The following is a 21,018-nucleotide window of genomic DNA, read 5'->3' as shown; positions in this document are numbered from 1 at the left end:
TCACTGGCCGAGCAGCGCGGTGAGGGCCCCTACGGGGTCGGCGTCGGCGCGGCCGGTGGGCCACCAGTCCTCGGCGCCGGGATCGGATTCGTAGGGATACCAGCGGTGGTCGTGTCCGAAGCGGAGCTGGATGCCGCGGGCGGGGTCGGTGAGGTGGTTGTACCGGGGCCTGAGGGCGGGCAGGTCGGCGGCGAGCAGGGCGCTGCGGGCGCGGTCGAAGTCGCCGGCCGGCGGATTCCAGGTGGTGTCGAGGAGGGTCAGTCCTTCGATGCCGCCCTGGCGCCAGGCGGCGACGGCGCGCGCCACGTCCGTCACAGTGCGGCCGGTGGCCGCGGCGAGGTCGCGGTAGAGGGCGCGGGTGGTGGCGGTCAGTCCGGCGGTGGGGTGGGCGGTGGCGGCGAGCCGGATGCCGTCCTGCCAGGGCGTGAGGGCGGGGAACGGCGACAGGCCGGAAGCCTGCCCGGGATCGGGCCGCGGCGAGGGCGGCATGGAGGAGGGCTGAGCCACGGCCGACGGCTCCGGGGTGGTGGCCTGTATGGCGGTCAGGTAGGCGTGCGCACGGGCGGTGGCGTCGGTGGCCAGGAATTCGAGTGAGTCCGCGTCCAGCGGGAGGCCGTCCGCGTCCGGAAGGGCGTGGGCGAGCCCGGGGTGGGGCGGAAGCGGCAGAGGTGGCGGGAGGGGTGGCAGCAGCCGGTCGGCCAGGGCGGCACGGGCGAGTACGCCGCGCGGCGACCGGGGGTCCCGGACCGGAGCCGACGACGCGGAGAGCGGCGCGTGTTCCTCGGGAACCGGCTCATACCCCTCCGGAACCGGCGCGTACTCCTCCGGCTCCTCCTTCGCCTCGGCCTCTGCGGCCTCGGGTTTCCCCGGCGTGCCGGCGGTCCTCGCCGCCGTCCTGGCCGCGGCGGCTGCCGCTCGTGCGTCGGCACGCGGTCCGGTGCGGGCGCCGGACAACGGCCCGGCGGCCGTCCCGGGCGGGGCGAGCTGGGCGCTGCGGGATTCGCGGGCGGTGAGTGTCGCGTTCCGGCGGGACAGTTCGTCGAGGAGTTCGCGTTCGCCCCGGCCGCGCATGAGGAGCAGCACGAACGGGTCGCCGTCCAGCAACCGTGCCACTTGGAAGCAGACGGCGGCGGCGTGCTTGCAGGGGTTGCCGTGATCGGGGCAGGAGCAGCGCGGTACGAGGTCGCCCGGGCCGGGCAGCAGCCGTATGCCCGCGTCGGCGACGGCCCGCGGGAGGTTCTTGGCCAGGAGGGCGGTGAGCTGGGCGGGCTCGGCGGCGATCGAGTCCAGGAGGGTGGTCCACTCGTCGTCGGCGAGCTGCTGGAGGCGGATCACCACGTTGTACGGGCGTGGTCTGCTGCCTCTTACGGAGGCAGCGATGCGACCGGGGGTGATGTTGATCGTGTCGACGTTGCCGTCGCGTGCGTACGTACGGCCGCGGGCGAGACGGGCGCTGTCGAGAGCCGTGGTCTCCAGTGCGTCCAGCCAGGCGCTCCCCCACCATGTCTCGGCGAACAGCCCCCGGGCGCCCTCACGTTGCGGCCGCGTTGGGAACGTACGCGAACGGTCCGAGCGGTCCATACGCCCCGGGCGGTCCTGCGGGGCGGTGCGGCCCGGCCGGCCGGCGGCCGGGGGCGTGTCCGCATCGCGTGCCGGGAAGCGGCCGGCGCCGTCTCCGGGAAGGGGGCGGGGGCGGCGGCTCATGCGGCCCTCCTCAGGGAGACGAGGTCGGCGAGCTGGGCGTCGGTCAGTTCGGTGAGCGCGGTCTCGCCGCCGGAGAGGACCGCGTCCGCGAGGGCCCGCTTGGCGGTGAGGAGCTCGGCGATGTTGTCCTCGACGGTGCCTTCGGCGATGAGCCGGTGGACCTGGACGGGCTGGGTCTGGCCGATGCGGTAGGCCCGGTCGGTGGCCTGCTCCTCGACTGCCGGGTTCCACCAGCGGTCGTAGTGGATCACGTGGCCGGCCCGGGTGAGGTTGAGTCCGGTGCCGGCGGCCTTGAGGGAGAGCAGGAAGACCGGCGCGAGGCCGGACTGGAAGCGGTCGACCATTTCCTCGCGCTGGTTCACGGGCGTGCCGCCGTGCAGGAGTTGGCTGCGGATGCCGCGCGCGGTCAGGTGCTTCTCCAGGAGCCGCGCCATTTCCACGTACTGCGTGAAGATCAGCGTCGCGCCGCCTTCCGCGAGGATCGTGTCGAGCAGTTCGTCCAGCAGCTCCAGCTTCCCCGAGCGGGCCGCCAGGCCGGGCGCGGCTTCCTTCAGATACTGCGCGGGGTGGTTGCAGATCTGTTTGAGGGCCGTCAGCAGCTTCATCACGAGGCCGCGGCGGGCGATGCCCTCGGCCGCTTCGATACGGGCCATGGTCTCGCGGACGACCGCCTCGTAGAGCGCGGCCTGCTCGCGGCCCAGCGCCACCGGGTGGTCGGTCTCGGTCTTGGGCGGCAGCTCGGGGGCGATGCCGGGGTCGGACTTCTTGCGGCGCAGGATGAACGGGCGGACCAGCCGGGCCAGGCGCTCGGCCGCTTCCGGGTCCTCGCCTCCTTCGACCTCGCGCGCATACAGGGCGCGGAAGGTCTTCAGGGAACCGAGGAGGCCGGGGGTGGTCCAGTCGAGGAGGGTCCACAGCTCGGACAGGTTGTTCTCGACGGGCGTGCCGGTGAGGGCGATGCGGGCGGGTGCCTTGATGCCGCGCAGGGCCTTGCCCGTGGAGGAGCGTGGGTTTTTCACGTGCTGCGCCTCGTCCGCGACGACCCATGCCCAGGGGCGGGCGGCCAGTGCGGCGGCGCTCGAACGCATCGTGCCGTATGTGGTCAGCACGAATCCGCCGGCCAGGTCGTCGAGGCTGCGGCCGGTGCCGTGGAAGCGCCGCACGGGGACGCCGGGAGCGAAGCGCTCGATCTCGCGCTGCCAGTTGCCGAGGAGGGAGGCCGGGCAGACCACGAGGACGGGAGCGGCCGGCCGTTGGTGGCGGTGGAGGGCGATGACGGTGATCGTCTTGCCGAGGCCCATGTCGTCGGCGAGGCAGCCGCCGAGCCCGAGGGACGTCATCCGGTCCAGCCAGGCCAGGCCGCGGAGCTGGTAGTCGCGCAGGGTCGCGTTCAGCCCGGAGGGCTGTGGCGGGACCGGCGCCTCCTGGGTGAGCCGGGAGCGCAGCGCGGCGAGGGCGCCCAGGGGCACGACCTCGACCTCTTCCCCGTCGACTTCGGTGGTGCCGTTCAGCGTCGCGGCGAGGGCGTCGACCGGGTCCAGGTACCCCAGTTCGCGCTTACGGGCCTTGCGGACGAGCGCCGGGTCGACCAGCACCCACTGGTCGCGCAGCCGCACCACGGGCCGGTGCGCCTCGGCGAGGGTGTCCATCTCCGCCTCGGAGAGCGGCAGGCCGTCCATGGCCACCTGCCAGCGGAACTGCAGCAGCTTCTCGGTGTCGAAGAAGCCGAACCCGTCGGCGGCGGAGCCGGGGGCCGGGCGGATGACGGCGGCCGCGGTCAGCCCGCGGGCCAGCTCCTTCGGCCAGTGCACGGCGACTCCGGCGGCGGCCAGGCGGGGCGCCGCGTCGCCCAGCAGCTCGTACAACTCCTCTTCGGCCAGTGGGAGGACGTCGGGAACCGGCCGCTCCAGGAAGCGGGACAGCGGGGACCAGACCCGCGCCGCGCGGCGCAGGGCGAGCAGGGTGTCGACACGGGCGCGCGGCCCGAAGTGGTCGGGGCCTTCGCCTTCCCACAGCTGTACGGCGTCGGCGACGAGGGTGGGGTCGGTGAGGCTGTGCACCTGGAGGACGGCCGCCGCGGCACTGCGCTCTTCCGTGACGGCACGGTCCGATGCAGACGCGTCGAAAGCGTCGCTCCCCTCGTCATCGGGCTCCTCCCGCATATCGAAGAGCCCCCGGGCAGCCAGGTCGAGCCGCAGCGACAGCCGGACCCCGGCGTCCACCCCGGCTGCCACTTCGGCGGCCCAGTCCCGCGCGGCGGGCAGGTGCTGGGGGGCCGTCGCCGCGAAGGGGGCGCCGGTCATGTGGGCCGCCGCGGGCGTGCGGGGCAGCGCGTCCGCCACCGCGTCCACACAGGCTCTGACCAGCAGCGCCGGATCGGGCACCTGCAAGGGACTGCAGTCGGGCAGCGGAACGGCGTACGCCTCAAACGGCATCGCGGCGGCCACGGCCCGGAGGTGCGCGATGTCCTCGGGGTCCAGTGGACCGGCGCGCCAGGCATCGGTGTCCTGTGCGGTCAGTCCGGGCAGCAGCCGACCACGCGCGGTCAGGTTGAGAGCGTGCAGGACGGCCGCGCCCCAGCAGGCCGCGGCGGGGTGGGCGGCCGGATCGTGCCGGGCGCGGACCAGCAGCGGCACCGCCTCGGCGATGGGAAGCAGCACCGCGGGGACCGTACGCCTACGGGCACCGTTGCCGTGCCGTCGCACGACCGTCATCTCGGCGGCTTCTCCGGCGTGCACCGCGAACTGCGGAGAGGCGGCTTGCGAAGGCGTGACCTGTGGAGACGCGGTCGCTGACCGCTCTCCCCCAGCTATCGGAGCACTCGGAAGAGGGCCCCCGTCCGGCCGCCAGAACGCGAAACGGCTCGCCCGGGGCGGCTCGGCAGGCACGAACACCGCGGCGCAGCGGGCAAACGCGGCACCGTCCGCGCTCTCCTGCTCCACCCGCTCCACCTGCTTCTCTCGCGCCGCTCGACCGGCTCGCCCCGTGGCGTTCGCGGCCTTGACGGCGTTTGCGGCAGGCGGCAGACCGGTCGCGGGCACCCGCCGCCCCGCCGTCTCCTCGCTCTCCGCCATACCGCCGCCTTTCCCGCGCGATTCCCGTGTTCTTCGCGATTCCCGCGTGCCTCGCGCCTTCTGCGCCTCTCTCGTCCCCGCCGCTGCTGCCCGACACTCATGCCTCGCCGGCCCCGCACCCCGACCTGCGAGTTTACGGTCGTCCACCGCACCCCTCCCTTCCGCTGATACGCCGCCGCCGGTGACGTACCGGAGTCGGCACCGCGCCAGCAGCACCACATCCGAGCCCCGACACCGCTCGAACCGCGTGAGATCGATGGAAGCAGACGGCACTGACAACGCCCCTGCCGACGAGCGCCCGGTCCGAAGTTATCCACAGGCTTCGAGAGAAATCCCACGGCGGGCTCGCGATCGGCTACCGTCGCATCAGTCGTCACGCACAGTGACGAAAGCGCCACGACGCGAGGAGCAGTCATGCACCGTCCGACGGCCGAGCAGACCGCCGCCACCGACGCCTTCCGCGCGGGAGATCATCTGGTGATCCAGGCCGGAGCAGGCACCGGTAAGACCACGACGCTCGCCATGCTCGCCCACTGCCCACCCCCGCGCGGCCGCCCGCCGTGCGGGCAGGGCCGGTACATCGCCTTCAACAAGGCAATCGCGCGGGACGCCGCCCGCCGCTTCCCCGGCCACGTCACTTGCAGTACCGCACACGCCCTCGCGTACGCGGCCGTCGGCAGGAACTATCAGGCCCGGTTGAACGCCCCGCGGCAGGCAGGCTGGCGGATCGGCGCCGCCCTGGGCATCGACGCGGGGATGAGCGTACGCATCGGCGCACGCCACATCGGCAACAAGGCCCTGTCGTACTCGGCCTTGCGCACCGTGACGCAGTTCTGCCAGTCCGCCGACCCCGACCTCACGGCCCAGCATGTGCCACGGCTGCGCGGAGTCGAGGCGGACGAGCTGCACGGGCAGCTGTCGGAGATCGTCCTGCCCTTCGCCCGCAAGGCGTGGGCGGATCTCCAGCATCCCGAGCGGGGCACCGTGCGTTTCGAGCACGACCACTACCTGAAGATGTGGGCCCTGACCGGCCCGAAGATCACGGCGGACTTCCTTCTCCTGGACGAGGCCCAGGACACCAACCCCGTGGTCGAGCAGGTCTTCACGTCCCAGCGCGCACATGCCCAACTGGTCCTCGTCGGAGATTCCGCACAGGCCATCTACGGCTGGCGCGGGGCACGCGACGTGATAAGCGCCTTCGACGGCAGACAGCTGTCCCTGTCCCGGTCCTTCCGCTTCGGCCCGGCGCTGGCCGCGGAGGCCAACCGCTGGCTGGTCATCATCGGCGCCCCGATCCGCCTCGACGGCGCACCGTGGCTGGCCACGGAGTTGGGAAAGGTCCCGAAACCGGACGCGGTCCTGTGCCGGACCAACGTCGGCGCGATGGTGGAGGTGATACGACAGCTCGAACAGGGGCACCGGGTTGCCCTGGCGGGCGGCGGCGGGGCGCTGGCCGCTCTGGCGCAGTCCGCACACGACCTCAGATCCGGTCGCCGCCCGTCCCATCCCGAGCTGATGCTCTTCGAGTCGTGGGGCGAGCTGCGGGAGTACGCGGAGTACGACCCCTCCGGGCGGGATCTTCTGCCGTTGGTCGAGCTGATCCACGAGCACGGTACGGAGGGCGTGCTGCGAGCGCTGAACAGGCTCTCGGAGGAGGAGGCAGCGGAGGTCACGGTCTCCACGGCGCACCGGGCCAAGGGACGGGAGTGGCCGACGGTCCGCATCGCGGACGATTTCACCGGCCCCGACGACCTCGACGAGCGGGACACGGACGGAGAGCCGCTCCCCGGCCCCATCGACCTCGCGGAAGCGCGCCTGGCCTACGTGGCCGTGACACGGGCCGGGGCCCGGCTCGACATCGGCGGCCTTGCGTGGATCAACAGCCACCCGGCCGGCGACCCCTGCCCTGATCTGCCCCGGGGATCACCGTAAGCACGGCGCGTCGACGGCGCATCGGTGGCGGGCCACATGACGAGCCCACGGATCGGGAGGACCCTGGGAAGGAGACGAGAAGGAGGCTGGAAGGAGGGCCGAAAGGGGGGCGGAAGGAGGGACGCATTGCGGACACATGACGTGAGCGAGCTTTGCGCCCGGCGCCGGAGGTACAGCACGGCGCGGCGCCCGGGAGGGGAGACAGCGGGAGAGAGCGCGTCGGGTACGTCTGAGGGTCTGCGAGTGCGTGCGGTGAGCGATGTGTGGTGGGTGGTGAGTAGTGGTGAACGGTGATGCGTACCGGTAATGAACCTCTCCAGGCTCGAAGCCTGCTGAAGATGCGCCGTGGGCTGGCGTTGTGGGGGTTGTTCTGGGCTGCGGCAGGCACGGTCGCCTTCGTGCTGGCCGGCAGGCCGGGATGGGCGGCGGCGTGTGCCGTGGTGACGCTGCTCGCCGCGACGGACCTGGCGGTGGTGATACGGCACATCCGCCAGGGCGCGCACTACCAGCCGGGTAAGGACGTCCCACCGTACGAACCCGACCGCGGCTCGGCGGCCAGACCCTCGCGCCACAGCACCGCCGATCTTGGCTGGGGCAGCGGATGGCCCGCCGGCCGCGGCGGGGGCAGCCACGACCGTGACCGAGGCCACCGCGGGGACGGGAGTGGAGGCGGCAGCGGCAGCGGCAGCGGCAGCGGCAGCGGCAGCGGCAGCGGCAGCGGCAGCGGCAGCGGCAGCGGCAGCGGCAGCGGCAGCGAGGGATAGTACGCGGACGAGCGGCGCGGCGAGAGACGGAGTCGCGACGGGCGGAGCCGAGACGGCCGGAGCGACGGTGGGCGGAGCCGTGGCGGGCGAGGCCGTGGCGGGCGGAGCCGTGACGGGCGGAGCGATGACGGGCGAGGCCGTGGCGGGCAAGGCCGTGATGGGGGGGCCGTGGCGGGCAAGGCCGTGATGGGGGGCCGTGGCGGGCGAGGCCGTGATGGGCGGAGTGGTGACGAGTCGAGCCATGACGAGTTGAGCGACGACGGCCCATAGGGGGAGGGGGTGGGGGCGGGGCGGGGGGCGACCCCCGGAGAGAGAGGGCCCGGGGCGGCGGGCAGGGAGCCGCCAGCGGCGGTAGGCCTGCGCGAGAAGCGTTCTGAAGTGGGCTGGTGGTGCCTGGCTGTAGCGGGCTGGTCCCGAGCTGGCCGGAAGCTGGCAGGTGCAGTTGGCCGGAAGCCGACGGCTACAGCTGGTAGCCGGAGGTCGAGGTCTACAGCTGATGACCGGAAGCCGGCGTTCACAACTGGTGACCGGAAGGTAGCGAGTACAACTGGCCGGGACCTGGCATGAACGGCAGGCCGGGAGCCGAGCCGGTACGGCTGGGCAGGAGCCGAGCCGGTACGGCTGGGCAGGAGCCGAGCCGGTACGGCTGGGCGGGAGCTGAGACGGTGGTGCAGCAGGCCAGTGGCCGAGCCGGTGCAGCAGACCGGTGGCCGAGCCGGTGCAGCAGGCCGGTGGCCCGAGTCGGTACGGCAGGCCGGGAGCTGAGCGGTCCAGCAGGGCGGGAGTTGGTGTGTGCTGCTGGTCTGGGGTCGGCTCGGGGCGGGTGGCTTGCGACGGTTGGGCGTTTTGGGGCTACTACGCCTCTTCCGGGGTTGGCGGGGGCGGCGGGAAGCGGGCGGCTTCGATGAAGTCGGGGCGGGGGTCGAGGGCTGCGGCCAGGCGGAAGTGGCGCAGGGCCTGGTCAGGGCGGTTGGCGCGTTGGAGGGTGCGGGCCAGGGCGAAGTGGGCGAAGGCGTTGTCCGGTTCGCGTTCCAGGACGATCTGGAATTCCAGCTCGGCGGGGCGGAGTTGCGCGGCGAGGAAGAAGGCGCGGGCGCGCAGCAGGCGGGCCGCGGTGTTCTCCGGGTGGGCGGCGATGACCGGGTCCAAGAGTTGCACAGCGCCGCGTGGGTCGCGGGCCGCCAGCAACTGCTCGGCGGCCCGAAAGTCGATGACGTTCGTTTCGGGGCTGCGTTCGGCCACGGCCGTCTCCTCTCCCGTACCACTGGCCATCATCCGCACGTGGCTCGCTGTTTCGATGCGGGCAAGCACATGCGTCGCCCGCTCTGCGGGCGTTACGTGCGGCACAACAAGCGCGTCGCCCGACACATTCCCCACTCGGGTCGGCCCGCGCGCACCGCTCCTCAACCCGGCCCGTGATCTTGGCTCTCCGAGATCTCGCCCGGCGCGGACAGAGGTGGGGGTGGGGTGGGGTGGGGTCGATTCCGCCCGCGCCGTCAGCTGGTACGTGGCACAGAGGCGTGCCCCCGTACCCAGGGCGGGCGGCGATCGCAGGCTGGCGTGGAGCACCCTGCACGACGGCCCGTGCACGGTCCAGTGCGTACGGTTGTCTTCGCGCAGCATGCAGGTCCCGCCCGGACCCACCTCCGGCGTCTGACCGGCCTCGGTCTCAAATCATTGCGCGGCCCCTGCTGAAGGCCCCGGACAGTTGATCGGTCTCGGCCCCGGCCCCGCTCTCCGTGACCACACCTGGCGTGATCTGCTGGATTCCCGCATGCAGCACTCACACCGCAAGTAGTAGGCGAGCCCGGACACCAGGATTCAGCCGACCGCGACGCGCCTCGCCCGCGGACGAGCAGCACCCCCGCGGCACAGCTCAACCCCGGCTCAACCCCGGCCCGCCCTCACCTCGCCCGCCCCCGAAAGCGCTCCCACGCCTCGCGTACCTGGGGCTCCAGTGCTTCCAGCGGGCCGTCGTTGTCGATGACCAGGTCCGCGATCGCGAGGCGTTGCTCGCGTGTCGCCTGGGCCTCCATACGGGCCTTCGCCTCGCCCTCGGCCATCCCGCGCAGCCGTACCAGGCGGTCGAGCTGGGTGTCCGGCGTGGCGTCGACCACGATGACCAGGTCGTACAGGGGCGCGAGGCCGTTCTCGGTGAGCAGCGGCACGTCGTGCACCACCACCGCGTCCGGGCCGGCCGCGGCCTCCAGTTCGGCTGATCGCGCGCCCACCAGTGGGTGCACGATCGCGTTCAGCGCCTGGAGTTTCTCCGGGTCGTTGAAGACGATCGCGCCCAGTTTGGGCCGGTCGAGGGTGCCGTCGGCCGACAGCACGTCCGTACCGAACTCCTCGGTCACGGCGGCGAGTCCGGGCGTGCCCGGCTCGACCACCTCGCGTGCGATCTTGTCGGCGTCCACGATCACCGCGCCGTACGAAGCGAGCAGTCGCGACACCTCGCTCTTGCCCGCGCCGATACCGCCCGTAAGCCCCACCTTCACCATGGGGCCCACGCTATACGTACCGATCCGCTCCGGCCACGCCCGCCGAGGGCGGGAGGAAACACGGCAGACAACGGCTGACAACGATCCCCTCAGGACGACACCCAGGCCGACACACAGGCGGGCCCCAACCCGCCCCCCAGCCCGGCCCTCATCCCCCGGCCCTCATCCCGCCGACTCTCAGGCCCCGCCGCCCTCTCCTTCGCGCTCCGCCAGGAAGCGTTCCAGTTCCCTGCCGATCTCGTCCGCGGACGGCAGTTCCATCGGCTCGGCGACCAGGCTGCCCCGGCTCTCCGCGCCCGCCACGGCGTCGTACTGGTGCTCAAGGCCGCTGACCAGCGCGACCAGTTCCTCGTCCCCCTCGGAGATCTGCCGTTCGATCTCCTCCTGGGTGCGCAGCGCCTCCGTGCGCAGCGAGTGCGCCGCCGTCGGCAGCACCAGGCCGGTGGCGGCCGTGACCGCCTCCAGCGCCGTCAGCGCGGCGTCCGGGTACGGGGACCGGGCCACGTAGTGCGGTACATGTGCGGCCACGCCCAGGACGTCGTGTCCGGCCTCCGCGAGCCGGAACTCGATCAGCGACTCGGCGCTGCCGGGCACCTGGGCCTCGTCGAAGAAGCTGCTGTGGCCGGGCATCAGGTCGGTCCGGTTGCCGTGGGGCGTGATGCCCACGGGGCGGGTGTGGGGGACGCCCATGGGGATGCCGTGGAAGTTGACGGCCAGCCGTACGCCGAGCCGCTCGACCATCTGCCGGACCGCGGCGGCGAAGCGCTCCCACTCGACGTCCGGCTCCGGGCCGGACAGCAGCAGGAACGGTGCGCCGGTGGCGTCCTCGACGAGCCGCAGTTCGATGCTCGGGGTCTCGTACGCGGTCCAGCGGTGGCGCTGGAAGGTGAGCAGCGGCCTGCGGGCGCGGTAGTCGACGAGCCGGTCGTGGTCGAAGCGGGCGACGACCCGGTGGGAGAGGCTGCCCAGCAGCCGCTCCACGATCTGGTCACCGGTCTCACCGGCGTCGATGTAGCCGTCGAAGTGGTACAGCAGCACCAACCCCGCGGAGTCCCGCGCGGTGATCGCTTCTACCGCCGCGAGCCCGCTCGGCTCCCATTCGTACAAACCCTGGGGATCCAACACAGTGTCCGCTCCTCCTCGATGTCCGTCCCCCAGAACGTCGTACGTGCTTCCGGCATTCCCGCCGCCGGTCACCACCCACCACGCCCCGCCCCCGTCCGCCCCACCTCACCCCATGCGAGCCCCACCCCACCCCACCCCACACACAAGCCCGAACCCACCCCAAACCAACCGCCACCCCCACCCCACACACAAGCCCAGCCCCACCCCAAACCAACCGCCCCCTAACCCACCACCCTCCGATGCACCTCCCCCACCACCTTCCGCGCCGACGAGAACGCCCCGTGCTGCCAGGCGACCGTGTGGCTCAGATAGTCGCCCGCGAAGTAGACCCGGCCGGCGGGTTTGGTGAGCGCGGCGAACCGGGCGGCGTCCGGGCCGCCCTCCAGGCTGTGCCAGGCGGCTTCCACGTGCGGCATCTGGCGCCAGTGCTGGGAGAAGGAGGAGCGGAGTTCGGTGCGGTACTTCGTCCCGTGGATCTTGACGCCCTGGGCGACGGCGCGCCGTTCGCGCTCCTTCGGGGACGGCTTTCCGTACGCGTCGGCGTCCCGGCCGAAGTTGTAGTAGCCGATGACGACGCCGCGTTCCGCGTGGAAGGCGTGTGACGGGTACCAGATGACGCCGAGGTCCAGTTCGGTGTTGGTGATGCCGCCGTAGATCCGGTGGTCGTTCTCCCACCACCGGCTGCGGTATTCGAGGCCCAGTTTGGCCACGGAGTCGGGTGTGCACGCCTCCAGGGCGCTCTGTACCGCGCCGCCCAGGTTGTGCGGGGTGCGGGCGAGGATGTTGGGCGGCAGTGCGGCGATGCAGTAGTCCGCGTCGAGGGTGCGGGTGCTGCCCTGGTGTGTGTACGTGACGGTGACGCCGTGCGCCGTGTCCGTAATGCGGGTGACCACCGCGCCCGTACGGATCTTCCGTTCGCCCACCGCGCGGGTGAGTGCCTGCGGGATACGGTCCATGCCGCCGACCGGCTGGTACATCAGCATCGCCTGGTCGTAGCCGAACTCGAAGGAGAAGGCGCGGCCGACGCCGCTGGTGAGGACGTCGGACACGGAGGGTACGGGGCCGAGGACCGTGCCCGGGGTGCCGGCGGCGCCGGGGTCCGTGCGGTAGCCGCGCCGGGTGCTGCCGGTGTAGCGCCAGCTCCTGGCCGGGTCGTCGGGGACCCGGCCGCCGATGTCGCCGAAGTCGCGCAGGAATTCCAGCAGGCGTTCGCGGTCGGCGGCGGTCAGTTCCTTGTCCAGGGCGCCCTGGTCGGTGGCCTTGGCCAGGAGTTCGGCGACATAGCCGTAGACGTCGGCCTTTGCGGTACGGAAACGGACCGGGTCCGGTGCCGTGCGCGACGTGTGGATGTACGCGCTGGCGTTCACGTTGGTGAACACTTCCAGGGGGACGCCGAGTTCGCGGCAGTAGTCCATCGTGATCATCCACTGCGGAATCCGGGCGGGTCCCGTGTTCATGTAGTGGCCGTCGGAGAACTGTGCGGTCTGCTTGCCGCCGTGCGTGTCGATGACGGTGTCGCCGCCGCGTACGGTCAGGTTGCGGCCGCCGGCCCGTTCCCCGGCCTCCAGTACGGTGCAGTCGTACCCGGCCTTGCCCAGTTCGTACGCCGCGGTGAGCCCCGCGATGCCGCCGCCGACGATCACGACCTCGGCGGCGGCTCTGCCGGTCAGCGTGAAGTCGCTCGCCCGCGGTGCGGTGAAGGCCGGTTCGGCGTCGGCGGCCCGTGCGGTCGGCGCCAGGCCCAGCGCGCCCATCGCGGCGAACATCGTGCCCGCGCCGCCGGTGACGCCGACGGCTCGTAGGAAGTCCCTGCGCTTGAAGTCCGACATGGTTGCACCCCCGTGCATATGAACCCTGTCCCGCCTATATGAACCTTGTCGCCCCTATGGGGCTCGGCATCCGATAAGACGCGAATCTCCAACGTCGGGATGCCCGCGCCGGCACCTCACTCCGCCCCCGCGATCCCCCAACACCTCGCGTTCCCCGGGCGGTTGACCGGGCATCGATAAGTGCTACCTTCACCACGGTCCCTGTTCATGTTGACGACCTTCGTTCACGTACAGGAAGGCGCCCTCGATGCGCACAAGATCCCCCCTCCCCCGCCCCGCCGTCACGCTCCCCGCTGCCCGGCTTCCCGCCACCACGCTCCTCACCGTCGGCGCCCTGCTCGCAGCCTCCGCGACAGCACACGCGACCCACAGCAGCAGCCCGCTCCCCACCCCCATCACCACCACACCCATTACGCCCACCCCCATCACCGCCCCCACCCGCACCATCGACGTCTCCACGGCCTCCCAGCTGAAGAGCGCGCTCTCGGGCGCCGAGTCGGGCGACACCATCCGGCTCGCGGACGGCACGTACCAGGGGAACTTCAAGGCGACCGCCGCGGCCGGCGCCTCCTCGCGGATCACCCTCACCGGCTCCGCCAAGGCCGTCCTGAAAGCGAGCGGCGGCTACGGGCTCCACCTGGACGGCGCCGCGTACTGGACGGTGCGGGGCCTCACCGTCACCGGCGGCCAGAAGGGCATCGTGGCGGACGCCGCGAACGGCGTGGTCCTCGACTCCGTCACCGTCCACGGCCTGGCCATGGAGGGTGTGCACTTCCGCAAGTCCAGCAAGGACGGTGTCCTTGAGAACTCGAAGATCTACGACACCGGCCGGGACGGCAGCGGCATGGGCGAGGGGGTGTACGTGGGCAGTGCGGGCGGCACCGGGGACAGGAGCGACAACGTACAGATCCTGCGCAACACCATCGGGCCCGGCGTCGGCGGCGAGAACATCGACATCAAGGAGGGCACGACCGGCGCGAAGATCATCGGCAACACGTTCGACGGCAGCGGGCTGACCGGCGCGCACTACGACGACTCGTGGGCCGACATCAAGGGCAACAAGGTGCTGGTGGAGGGCAACACCGGCAAGCACACCCGTAACAACGGGTACGAGACGCACAGCCAGCAGCCCGGCTGGGGCTGCGGCACGGTCTTCCGCGGCAACCGCTCCGACCTCGGCGGAGCGACCGGACCGAACCGCTACGGCTTCCACATCACCAACTACGGCGCGTCCCGGTGCCCGGTGACGATCACCGGCGACAACAAGGTCACCGGCGGTCGCGGGATCGCCACCCCGGGCGTCCCGGTGGGCTGATCACGCCCTCGCACCACGACGAAGGCCCGCCCCCCGTCAAGGGGAGCGGGCCTTCCTTGTCCTACCGGCCGATAGCGGACTACCGGCTAGCGCCTACCGGCTGACGCGTTCAGCTCTGGCCGCCGGCCAGCTTCTCGCGCAGCGCGGCCAGGGCCTCGTCCGACGCCAGGGCGCCGGAGTTGTCGCTCGACTCGGAGGAGTACGAGCCACCGGAGACGTTGCCGCCGCCGGCGTTGCCGGAGCCGCCCGCGGCCGGAGCCGCCGCACCCTCGGCCGCCGCCTGCTCGTCCGCCTCGCGGGACTTGATGACCTGGGCCTGGTGCTGCTCGAAGCGCTGCTGCGCCTCGGCGTACTGGGTCTCCCAGGCCTCGCGCTGGGTCTCGTAGCCCTCGAGCCAGTCGTTGGTCTCGGGGTCGAAGCCCTCGGGGTAGATGTAGTTGCCCTGGTCGTCGTAGGACGCGGCCATGCCGTACAGGGTCGGGTCGAACTCGACCGCCGTCGGGTCGGCGCCGAAGGACTCGTTGGCCTGCTTCAGCGACAGCGAGATCCGGCGACGCTCCAGGTCGATGTCGATGACCTTGACGAAGATCTCGTCGTTGACCTGGACGACCTGCTCCGGGATCTCCACGTGGCGCTCGGCCAGCTCGGAGATGTGGACCAGGCCCTCGATGCCCTCGTCGACGCGCACGAACGCACCGAACGGAACGAGCTTGGTGACCTTACCCGGGACGACCTGACCGATCTGGTGGGTCCGGGCGAACTGCTGCCACGGGTCTTCCTGGGTCGCCTTGAGCGACAGGGACACGCGCTCGCGGTCCATGTCGACGTCCAGGACCTCGACCGTGACCTCCTGGCCGACCTCGACGACCTCGGAGGGGTGGTCGATGTGCTTCCAGGACAGCTCGGAGACGTGCACCAGGCCGTCGACGCCACCCAGGTCCACGAAGGCACCGAAGTTGACGATCGAGGAGACGACGCCGGAGCGCACCTGGCCCTTCTGGAGGGTGGTGAGGAAGGTCTGACGGACCTCGCTCTGGGTCTGCTCCAGCCAGGCACGGCGGGACAGGACCACGTTGTTGCGGTTCTTGTCCAGCTCGATGATCTTGGCTTCGAGCTCCTTGCCCACGTAGGGCTGCAGGTCGCGCACGCGGCGCATCTCGACCAGGGAGGCCGGCAGGAAGCCACGGAGGCCGATGTCGAGGATGAGACCACCCTTGACGACCTCGATGACGGTACCGGTGACGATCCCGTCCTCTTCCTTGATCTTCTCGATGGTGCCCCAGGCACGCTCGTACTGGGCGCGCTTCTTCGAGAGGATCAGGCGGCCTTCCTTGTCCTCCTTCTGGAGAACCAGGGCCTCGATCTCGTCACCGACGGCGACGACCTCGTTGGGGTCGACGTCGTGCTTGATGGAGAGCTCGCGGCTGGGGATGACGCCTTCGGTCTTGTAACCGATGTCGAGCAGGACCTCGTCCCGGTCGACCTTCACGATGACGCCGTCGACGATGTCGCCGTCGTTGAAGTACTTGATCGTCTCGTCGATCGCGGCGAGGAAGGCTTCCTCGTTACCGATGTCGTTGACCGCAACCTGCGGGGTGGTGGCGGTGGTCTCGGTGCTGCTCGTCATGTGGGAAAGGGCTCCGGTACGGACATTGAAGTCGTAGGTACTGCTACGCCGGGAGCCTTTATCGCTTCTGCATAAGACCGGACAGCGTCAGAGACGCGTGAACACGGAACTTCGAACCAACCGAAGCACCGGCAGCGTCCCGAAAACCGAGGGGACATACATACAGATGCGAGCGCGACCTGCTCCGTCTGAGGTGCGCAGGCCCGCAGCGCAACTTGTAGCATACGGGGGCAGCCGGACACGGTCAATGCGCGAAGGCGCACACCCGGGGCGGAACGCCCCATAACCGGCACACGCCGTGTTCCGCGAGGCCAACGGGGCCTCGTGGTGACCGGCAGCCACAAGCTCAGCGAAGAGTATGACGACGGGCGCGATGATCCAAGAGTACGAGCCGGAGGCGACGCGACGTGCCGCCTCGGACACGGAGAGCAGCCGGGCCAGCCGAAGCTGGTGGGACCGCAACGCGGACGAGTACCAGAACGAGCACGGCGCCTTCCTGGGCGACGACCGTTTCGTCTGGGGCCCCGAAGGGCTGGACGAGGCCGAGGCCGGTCTGCTGGGGCCGGCGGCGGAGCTGAAGGACAAGCGGGTCCTGGAGATCGGGGCGGGTGCGGCCCAGTGTTCGCGCTGGCTGGCGGCGCAGGGCGCCCGCCCGGTGGCGCTCGACCTCTCGCACCGGCAGCTCCAGCACGCCCTGCGGATCGGTACGGGGGCGGAGCCCACCGGCCCCGGCCCGGCCCCGGGCGTGTCGGCGCAGGTCGGGCTGGTCGAGGCGGACGCCGGCGCGCTGCCCTTTCGCGACGCCTCCTTCGACCTGGCCTGTTCCGCGTACGGCGCGATCCCCTTCGTCGCCGACCCGGTGCGGGTGCTGCGCGAGGTACGGCGGGTGCTGCGGCCGGGCGGGCGCTGGGTGTTCTCGGTGACCCACCCCATCCGCTGGGCCTTCCCCGACGAGCCGGGCCCGGAGGGCCTGAGCGTCGGCGCTTCGTACTTCGACCGCACGCCCTACGTGGAGCAGGACGAGGCGGGCCGGGCGGTGTACGTGGAGCACCACCGGACGCTCGGCGACCGGGTGCGCGACGTGGCCGCGGCGGGCTTCCGCCTGGTGGACCTGGTCGAGCCGGAGTGGCCGGAGTGGAACTCCCAGGAGTGGGGTGGCTGGTCGCCGCTGCGCGGCAACCTCATTCCCGGTACGGCGGTCTTCGTCTGCGTCGCCGACTGAAGCAGCGGCCTGAAGGAACGGTCCGGCACCGCTGCGTACAGCCCTGTAGGAACGCGTACGGCTCCGTAGGGGCGGCTACTGCTGCGTACAGCCCTGTACGACCCCCTACTGAGCGGTCCGGGAAACTGGTGGCGTGATCCGCCACGACGCCCTCGCCCAGTTGCCCGTACGGACCGCCCTGCCCGCGCTGGAGCAAGCGCTGGCCGGGCACGGCGCGGCGGTGCTCTGCGCGCCCCCGGGCACCGGCAAGACGACCTTGGTGCCGCTGGCGCTGGCCGGTCTCACCGCCTCGGAGGGCGCTGCGGGTGGCCTTCGTCGTGTGCTCGTCGCCGAGCCGCGGCGGATTGCGGCCCGTGCCGCCGCCCGGCGGATGGCCTGGCTGCTGGGCGAGCAGGTGGGCGACCGGGTCGGGTTCACCGTGCGCGGCGAGCGCCGGGCCGGCCCCCGTACGGTCGTCGAGGTCGTCACGACCGGTGTGCTGCTGCAGCGGTTGCAGCGCGACCCCGAACTGGCGGGTGTCGACGCCGTCATGCTGGACGAGTGCCACGAACGGCATCTGGACGCCGACACCGCCGCCGCCTTCCTCCTCGACGTACGGGCGACGCTGCGCCCGGAGCTGCGGTTGATCGCGGCCTCGGCGACGACGGACGCGGAAGGCTGGGCCCGGCTGCTGGGCGGCACGGACGGAGCCGGCAGCACAGACGGGACCGACAGCACGGCGGACGCAGCGGATAGGAGTGGGGATGGCAGCGGAGCCGGAAGCACGTACGGGAACGGGGCCGGAAGCGCGAACGTAGGCCCCGGCCCCGGCGCCGCTCCCGTGGTGGAGGCCGCCGGGGTGTCGCATCCGGTGGAGGTCGTCTGGGCGCCGCCGGAGCGGCCGGTGCGGCCCGCGCACGGCATGCGGGTCGATCCGGCGCTCCTCGGGCACGTGGCGGCGACGGTGCGGCGGGCGCTGCGCGAGCGGGCGGGGGACGTGCTCTGTTTCCTGCCCGGCGTCGGGGAGATCGCGCGGGTGGCGGGGCAGTTGGGCGATCTCGCGGACGGCGGTACCGAGGTTCTGCAGGTCCATGGGCGGGCGCCGGCCGCCGTTCAGGACGCGGTGCTGGCGGGGAGCGCGGGCGGGCGGCGGGTGGTGCTGGCGACGTCGGTGGCCGAGTCGAGCCTGACGGTGCCGGGTGTGCGGGTGGTCGTGGACTGCGGGCTGGCGCGGGAGCCTCGTACCGATCATGCGCGTGGGCTGAGTGCGCTGACGACCGTACGGGCTTCCCAGGCGTCCGCCCGGCAGCGCGCGGGGCGGGCCGGGCGCGAGGCGCCGGGGACGGTCTACCGCTGCTGGTCCGAGGGGGAGGACGTACGGCTGCCGCGCTTCCCGGCGCCGGAGATCAAGGTCGCGGACCTGACCGCGTTCGCGTTGCAGGCCGCGTGCTGGGGCGATCCGGACGCGGCGGGCCTGGCGTTGCTCGACGCACCGCCCGCGGGCGCGCTGGCCGCGGCGCGCGAGGTCCTGACGGCGGTCGGCGCGGTGGACGCGGGCGGGCGGGTCACGGACCGCGGCGTACGGATGTCGCGGCTCGGCCTGCATCCGCGGCTGGCGCGCGCCCTGCTGGACGGCGCGCGGCAGGTCGGTGAGCGCCGTGCCGCCGAGGTGGTGGCGCTCCTGAGCGAGGAGCCGCCGCGGGAGTACGGGGACGATCTGGCCGCCGCGTGGCGTACGGCCCGGCGCGGGCAGGACGCGTACGGCGCGCGCTGGCGCCAGGAGGCCCGCCGGCTGGATTCGGCGGTGTCGGGGGCGGGCGCCGGGGAGCGGCCCGGCGGGGCGGCGGGCGGGAGCCCTGGCCGTACGGAGGCGGGAGCCCCGGCCGAACACAAATACGGGCCTGAATCCGGGCCGAAAGCCGAACGGGAAGCCGAACGGAAATCCCGGCGGGAAGCCGGCCCCGACTCCCCCGGGACCTCCGACGACGCGGCTGCCGGTCTGGTGGCCGCCCTGGCGTTCCCCGAGCGGGTGGCGCGGGCCCGTGGCGCGGGTGCGTTCCTGATGGCGTCCGGGACCGGCGCCGAGCTGGGGGACGGTTCGCGGCTGCGCAGCGCGCCGTGGCTGGCGGTGGCGGTGGCGGACCGGCCCGTGGCGGCGGCGTCCGCGCGGGTGCGGCTGGCGGCCGTGATCGACGAGGCCACCGCGCGCGCCGCGGCGGGGGCGCTGTACTCGGCGGGCGAGGAGGTCCACTGGGCCGACGGGGACGTGGTGGCCCGTTCCGTCGAACGGCTCGGCGCCGTCGAACTCGTCGCCCGCCCGCTGCGTTCCCCCGAACCGGCCCTCGTACGGGAGGCGCTGGCGGACGGGCTGCGCGGGGACGGGCTCGGGCTGCTGCGGTGGACCGACGGTGCGCGGGCGCTGCGGCAGCGGATGGCCTTTGTGCACCGGGTGCTGGGCGACGACTGGCCCGACGTGTCGGACGCGGCGCTGCTCTCGCAGTTGGACACCTGGCTGGGGGTGGAGCTGGACCGGGCGCGGCGGCGCGCCGACCTGGAGCGGATCGACGCGGGGCAGGCGCTGTCCCGGCTGCTGCCGTGGGCGAGCGGGGCGGCGGTCCGGTTCGACGAGCTGGCGCCGGAGCGCATCGAGGTGCCGAGCGGGTCGCGGGTCCGCGTCGACTACGGGGGTGAGCAGCCCGTGCTGGCCGTCAAGCTCCAGGAGTTGTTCGGCTGGCAGGAGTCGCCCCGGGTGGCGGGCGGCCGGGTGCCCGTCCTCGTACACCTGCTGTCTCCCGCCGGGCGTCCGGCTGCGGTGACGGCCGATCTGGCGTCCTTCTGGAAGGACGGTTACCGGTCCGTACGGGCGGAGTTGCGCGGGCGGTACCCGAAACACCCGTGGCCCGAGGACCCGTCCGGCGCGCAGCCGACCCGGCACACCACGGCGCGTCTCAGGCGGAGCTGACCCGTTCCGGACGGTCCGGCTCCGCGGGGTTTCGCGCGGGGCGGCGGCCGCGGGCCTCCAGGAGCAGGCTCAGGGTGAGCAGCACGGCGCCGAGGACGAGGAAGCCCCACGGGAGGTGGCTGGTGAGGAGCAGGACGAGCCGGCGCTGGGAGGTCACGAGGTCGACGGTGGCGGCCACGTAGTCCGGCCGCATCTTGACGTGGCCGGCGAAGGCGGTGACCTTGCCGCCGCCGGGGACGAGGCTGCCGCCGCGCAGTTCCTCCCGGTGGGTCTCCTCGCCGTTGACGGGCGCGCCGGTGACCGGTTCGACCCAGAACATCCGCTTGGTGCTGTACCAGCGGGTGGTGCCGGCCTTCTCCACGGACTGCGGGGTGATGCCCTGGACCGGCATCTTCTTCGGGAGCGGGACCTTGGTCCAGGGGATGGTCTGCTCGAAGTAGTAGACGTCCAGGCCGTGGAAGGTGCGGGTGCCCTTGTAGTGGATGGGGGCGGAGGTGCGGGACTGGGCGTCGAAGTAGTCGTAGTCGCGGCGCTCGGTGAGGAAGGGCCACTTGAACTCGATGCCGGTGCGCCGTACGGGGTCGCCGTCGACCATCTCGCCGGTGGCGTGCACGGGTTCCTGGGTGTGGGCGTCGAAGATGTAGCGCTCGGGGATCTGGGAGACCATCTTGCCGTCGGGTCCGGCGATGTGGGAGAGCGCGTCCCAGACCACCACGTCGCGGCCGGCGGTCTTCTCGATGCGTTCGGACTCCTCGACGTTGCCCTTGAGCGTCTGCACGATCGAGACCTCGGGGACCTGGCGGGCCTTCATCGTGCCGTAGTCGAGGAGGGTGGCGGGCCTGGCCTCCAGGACCATGTCCTGGTACTGGTTCGGCGGGATCTTGGCGAGCCGCGGGAAGGCGTACCAGCGCAGCAGCGGGGACAGCGCGGCGAAGAAGACGGCGAAGGCGAGCAGGACCAGGCTGGCTTTGCGTCGCATGGCGG

Annotated in this window: 13 protein-coding genes; 5 read left to right on the top strand and 8 right to left on the bottom strand. The window is 72.3% G+C overall.

Going from position 1 to position 21,018, the window contains the following annotated elements:
- Nucleotides 1-1,704 carry an SWIM zinc finger family protein gene (locus ACFV57_RS16175; protein ID WP_385231478.1) on the bottom strand — a complete coding sequence of 568 codons (1,704 nt, stop codon included), beginning with the start codon at nucleotides 1,702-1,704 and terminating at the stop codon, nucleotides 1-3.
- Nucleotides 1,701-4,418, bottom strand: a complete 2,718-nt coding sequence (locus tag ACFV57_RS16170; RefSeq protein ID WP_385231475.1) for a DEAD/DEAH box helicase — start codon at nucleotides 4,416-4,418, stop codon at nucleotides 1,701-1,703. The genes ACFV57_RS16175 and ACFV57_RS16170 overlap by 4 nt, the downstream gene beginning before the upstream one ends.
- A gap of 774 nt (nucleotides 4,419-5,192) precedes the next feature.
- Here ACFV57_RS16170 and ACFV57_RS16165 point away from each other — a divergent pair.
- Together ACFV57_RS16165 and ACFV57_RS16160 are read left to right on the top strand one after the other, a co-directional pair.
- Nucleotides 5,193-6,710 carry a UvrD-helicase domain-containing protein gene (locus tag ACFV57_RS16165; protein ID WP_385231472.1) on the top strand — a complete coding sequence of 506 codons (1,518 nt, stop codon included), beginning with the start codon at nucleotides 5,193-5,195 and terminating at the stop codon, nucleotides 6,708-6,710.
- A 293-nt stretch (nucleotides 6,711-7,003) separates the two neighbouring features.
- Nucleotides 7,004-7,474, top strand: coding sequence for a DUF6343 family protein (locus ACFV57_RS16160; RefSeq protein ID WP_385231469.1), 471 nt, complete (start codon nucleotides 7,004-7,006; stop codon nucleotides 7,472-7,474).
- Nucleotides 7,475-8,329: 855 nt separating this feature from the next.
- On the opposite strand, the gene ACFV57_RS16155 is transcribed toward ACFV57_RS16160, so the two are convergent.
- The 4 genes from ACFV57_RS16155 to ACFV57_RS16140 all read right to left on the bottom strand — a co-directional run bounded on the left by ACFV57_RS16155 (nucleotide 8,330) and on the right by ACFV57_RS16140 (nucleotide 12,929).
- Nucleotides 8,330-8,716, bottom strand: a complete 387-nt coding sequence (locus tag ACFV57_RS16155) for a tetratricopeptide repeat protein (RefSeq protein WP_385231466.1) — start codon at nucleotides 8,714-8,716, stop codon at nucleotides 8,330-8,332.
- Nucleotides 8,717-9,378: 662 nt separating this feature from the next.
- Nucleotides 9,379-9,975, bottom strand: coding sequence for a dephospho-CoA kinase (gene coaE, locus ACFV57_RS16150; RefSeq protein WP_385231463.1), 597 nt, complete (start codon nucleotides 9,973-9,975; stop codon nucleotides 9,379-9,381).
- A 177-nt stretch (nucleotides 9,976-10,152) separates the two neighbouring features.
- A complete protein-coding gene (locus ACFV57_RS16145; protein WP_385231460.1) occupies nucleotides 10,153-11,100 on the bottom strand; it encodes a proteasome assembly chaperone family protein in 948 nt (315 codons plus the stop codon).
- Nucleotides 11,101-11,321: 221 nt separating this feature from the next.
- Nucleotides 11,322-12,929 (bottom strand): flavin monoamine oxidase family protein, encoded by a 1,608-nt coding sequence (locus ACFV57_RS16140; protein ID WP_385231457.1) that lies wholly within the window; start codon nucleotides 12,927-12,929, stop codon nucleotides 11,322-11,324.
- Between the two features lie 247 nt (nucleotides 12,930-13,176).
- Here ACFV57_RS16140 and ACFV57_RS16135 point away from each other — a divergent pair, with 247 nt between their 5' ends.
- Nucleotides 13,177-14,244 carry a right-handed parallel beta-helix repeat-containing protein gene (locus ACFV57_RS16135; RefSeq protein ID WP_385231454.1) on the top strand — a complete coding sequence of 356 codons (1,068 nt, stop codon included), beginning with the start codon at nucleotides 13,177-13,179 and terminating at the stop codon, nucleotides 14,242-14,244.
- A 109-nt stretch (nucleotides 14,245-14,353) separates the two neighbouring features.
- Here ACFV57_RS16135 and rpsA read toward each other — a convergent pair whose 3' ends face one another.
- Complete coding sequence (gene rpsA / locus ACFV57_RS16130; protein WP_030672464.1) at nucleotides 14,354-15,871, bottom strand: 30S ribosomal protein S1; 1,518 nt, start codon at nucleotides 15,869-15,871, stop codon at nucleotides 14,354-14,356.
- Nucleotides 15,872-16,244: 373 nt separating this feature from the next.
- Here rpsA and ACFV57_RS16125 point away from each other — a divergent pair, with 373 nt between their 5' ends.
- Nucleotides 16,245-17,093: a class I SAM-dependent methyltransferase gene (locus ACFV57_RS16125; protein WP_385231451.1), complete on the top strand. Its 849-nt coding sequence runs from the start codon at nucleotides 16,245-16,247 to the stop codon at nucleotides 17,091-17,093.
- 133 nt (nucleotides 17,094-17,226) lie between these two features.
- Nucleotides 17,227-20,034, top strand: coding sequence for an ATP-dependent RNA helicase (locus ACFV57_RS16120; protein WP_385231448.1), 2,808 nt, complete (start codon nucleotides 17,227-17,229; stop codon nucleotides 20,032-20,034).
- Here ACFV57_RS16120 and ACFV57_RS16115 read toward each other — a convergent pair.
- Nucleotides 20,021-21,013: a DUF3068 domain-containing protein gene (locus ACFV57_RS16115; RefSeq protein WP_385231445.1), complete on the bottom strand. Its 993-nt coding sequence runs from the start codon at nucleotides 21,011-21,013 to the stop codon at nucleotides 20,021-20,023. The two genes, ACFV57_RS16120 and ACFV57_RS16115, sit on opposite strands and share 14 nt — an antisense overlap.
- Between the last annotated feature and the right edge of the window lie 5 nt (nucleotides 21,014-21,018).

The sequence above is a fragment of the Streptomyces sp. NPDC059788 genome (assembly GCF_042732265.1).
In the GTDB taxonomy this organism is placed as follows: domain Bacteria; phylum Actinomycetota; class Actinomycetes; order Streptomycetales; family Streptomycetaceae; genus Streptomyces.
This window is presented reverse-complemented; position numbering and strand designations above follow the sequence as displayed.

Excerpts from the sequence above, each read along its gene's own strand:
- ACFV57_RS16135 (WP_385231454.1), top strand. The coding sequence starts at position 13,177 with ATGCGCACAAGATCCCCCCTCCCCCGCCCCGCCGTCACGCTCCCCGCT.
- ACFV57_RS16170 (WP_385231475.1), bottom strand. The coding sequence starts at position 4,418 with ATGACGGTCGTGCGACGGCACGGCAACGGTGCCCGTAGGCGTACGGTC.
- ACFV57_RS16165 (WP_385231472.1), top strand. The coding sequence starts at position 5,193 with ATGCACCGTCCGACGGCCGAGCAGACCGCCGCCACCGACGCCTTCCGC.
- ACFV57_RS16175 (WP_385231478.1), bottom strand. The coding sequence starts at position 1,704 with ATGAGCCGCCGCCCCCGCCCCCTTCCCGGAGACGGCGCCGGCCGCTTC.
- ACFV57_RS16140 (WP_385231457.1), bottom strand. The coding sequence starts at position 12,929 with ATGTCGGACTTCAAGCGCAGGGACTTCCTACGAGCCGTCGGCGTCACC.
- coaE (WP_385231463.1), bottom strand. The coding sequence starts at position 9,975 with ATGGTGAAGGTGGGGCTTACGGGCGGTATCGGCGCGGGCAAGAGCGAG.
- ACFV57_RS16160 (WP_385231469.1), top strand. The coding sequence starts at position 7,004 with ATGCGTACCGGTAATGAACCTCTCCAGGCTCGAAGCCTGCTGAAGATG.
- ACFV57_RS16125 (WP_385231451.1), top strand. The coding sequence starts at position 16,245 with ATGATCCAAGAGTACGAGCCGGAGGCGACGCGACGTGCCGCCTCGGAC.
- ACFV57_RS16115 (WP_385231445.1), bottom strand. The coding sequence starts at position 21,013 with ATGCGACGCAAAGCCAGCCTGGTCCTGCTCGCCTTCGCCGTCTTCTTC.
- rpsA (WP_030672464.1), bottom strand. The coding sequence starts at position 15,871 with ATGACGAGCAGCACCGAGACCACCGCCACCACCCCGCAGGTTGCGGTC.